Raw genomic sequence first — 2,461 nt, 5'->3', positions numbered from 1 at the left:
CCGATTAGCGTCCTGCTGGACGCGGTGCTTCTTGCATTTCTTTCCCCCACCGCCACTACGTTCGGCGGTGGGGGTTATTCAGATATTGTCCTTCCGGACAACAAATTAGCAACAATTACATAAACAAGCGAAACTTGAATTATTTATTATTAATAACCGTTCACTTTTCGATATATACCCTGCTTGAGTATCGGAACATTAAAATTTATCAGCAACCCGTACCGCAAATTGGAGAGTCTGAGATAGGATAATATTTGAAGATGATGAACTTCTTCGATTTTTTGCACCGATTTCAATTCTAAAACAATTTGATTTTCAACAAGAATGTCAATTCGTTTGTCCTCGCCCAGTTTGACTCCTTTATAAATCAAGGGCACAGCAACCTCTTTTTGACAATTTAATCCTCGCGACCTCAATTCAAACAAAAGAGCATCTTGATAAAAACTCTCTAATAAACCGGGTCCTAAGACTTTGTGAACTTCAATAGCTGCACCTATAATTTCATTTGTTAAATCGTTTATTTCCATTGGGATACTTTATTTACTCTGTGACCTCTGTGCCTCTGTGGGAGCAGACAGGGTGTCACGCATGAATTCGCTGATGGTGATGGCTGCTGCTACTCCCACGTTTAGGCTTTCACTGCCGTTGCCTGGTGCGGCGGGAATGAGAAGCCGCTCGGTGACGCAGCGCTCAACCTTGGCTCTGATACCCTGGCCTTCGTTGCCGAAAACCACAAAGCATGGCTTCTTGAGCTCGCTGTTGTAGATGTTTCTGCCGTTGAGAAAAGTGCCGTAGATGGGCATGTCATTGTATTCCTCGAAAAGGTCTTCAAGGTCAACATAGTGCACCTTGACGCGTGCTATTGCTCCCATAGTGGCTTGCACCACCTTGTGGTTGAACACATCGACCGTTGTGCGGCTGGCAAAGATGTTCTTGATGCCATACCAGTCGGCAAGTCGAATGATGGTGCCCAGGTTGCCTGGATCCTGCACGTTGTCGAGCACGATGTTGAGTCCGCTGCGCACCTGTTCGGGGTTGATTTCATACTTGGGCGTTTCATACACGGCAATCACTTCGCTAGCAGTGTTGAACTGCGTCATGCGCTCGAGCTGCTGCTTGCTGGCAAACATCAGTTTCTCGCGGTGTCCGGCGTGCCCGCACTGCTCATACCACACCTTTGTGGCAATGAGCCATCGGCAGTTGAATGCATCCCATGTGTCGCGCACACACTTGGTTCCCTCGGCCACAAAGAGGCCCTCCTCGTCGCGGTGGTGCTTGTTGCCAAGCGACTTCACCGTCTTGATGATATAGTTGTTGATTTCTGGCATAGTAGTTCATTTGCTTATTTGCCCACAAATTTACCAATTTTTGGTCACACAGGCAAGCAAAGAGGGTAGGAGATTGGGTTTGTGAGGGCTGGAGGAGGGCATGCGGCAGTGGAATCGCACTATCAGCAGGCCAACAAACTGCGTCGCGGTGAAGCTACGGTCACGGCAGTGCTCCAACCCTGGCTGGCGTTGCGAACCTTCACGCGGCCTAGTCCGCCAAACATGCCAGCGTGCATCATCACGTAACGCATCACGTCGTCAAGGCTATTGAAATTGCACTGGCTCACGTTGAAAATAGTCTTGCCATTGCACTCAAGCGATGCATAGATCTGGTCACCGTTGGCCATCTTGTGTAAGTTGCTGATAGTATTCATAACAGTGTTTTTTTTGTTTTACAGTGCAAAATTACAACCCGCATGAGCATAAAACGAGCACACCTAACTAAATAGATGTTAAATATTAAAATATAGAAGACGCCAATAGTTTGTTTGTGTAGTCCCCTCGCGGATTTCACTGAAATCATTCTCTCGCACAAGGTATGTGCCCAAAGCAAGTATAGTGTATCGCGTTTACCCTGCCCTGCCTTCGCTTGCGCTCAGTTAGGACAGGGATATGTGCAGAACTGCGTTCTGAGTGTCGGCTTTCAGCCTCTCATTACAAAATCATGTGTGAGTGAGATCCGCGCGGGGACTCTGCAAAATTCTATTGCTGAATAGTTACTATTATATTAATTATTTGTTAATAAAACATAAAAACGGGGGGGTAATTTATTAATTAATATTAATGTATTATCTTTGCGAGTAGATTGCATAAGAATATCAGCATAGTACCAAATATGAAAAAACTATTTGCATTTTTTAGCGCTACTTGCGCATAAAGAGGAGGATATCTCGTTAAGTTGGGACATACTTGCGGAACAGGCTTGGCACTATGCCCAATGCATTATTGGAATTACTAACCATGAGACTATCTCCTCAAATCCGCAGTATAAAATTTGTTAACGTTTTTGCACGCGTTAGAGGGGCATCGCTCGGCCGAATCGGAGGCAACGTGCTAAGTTCTGTGTATTTTTGTCACGAGCGGGCACACTGCCCCTTTCCCCAATCCTTTCGGACGGCGGTGTTAAGTACCAG

At 46.1% G+C, this 2,461-nt stretch carries 3 protein-coding genes; all 3 read right to left on the bottom strand.

Going from position 1 to position 2,461, the window contains the following annotated elements; all coding sequences use genetic code 11:
- Positions 1–149: 149 nt before the first annotated feature.
- Positions 150–527, bottom strand: a complete 378-nt coding sequence (locus ACKI3C_RS10770; protein WP_407404890.1) for a GxxExxY protein — start codon at positions 525–527, stop codon at positions 150–152.
- A gap of 9 nt (positions 528–536) precedes the next feature.
- Positions 537–1,328, bottom strand: coding sequence for an RNA methyltransferase (locus tag ACKI3C_RS10765; RefSeq protein WP_407404888.1), 792 nt, complete (start codon positions 1,326–1,328; stop codon positions 537–539).
- Positions 1,329–1,450: 122 nt separating this feature from the next.
- A complete protein-coding gene (locus tag ACKI3C_RS10760; protein ID WP_407404886.1) occupies positions 1,451–1,702 on the bottom strand; it encodes a hypothetical protein in 252 nt (83 codons plus the stop codon).
- Positions 1,703–2,461: the final 759 nt, after the last annotated feature.

It is taken from the genome of Sodaliphilus sp. (assembly GCF_045598405.1).
Lineage (GTDB): Bacteria > Bacteroidota > Bacteroidia > Bacteroidales > Muribaculaceae > Sodaliphilus > Sodaliphilus limicaballi.
Note: the sequence above shows the minus strand (reverse complement) of the source record. Positions and strands in the feature narration are given on the sequence as shown.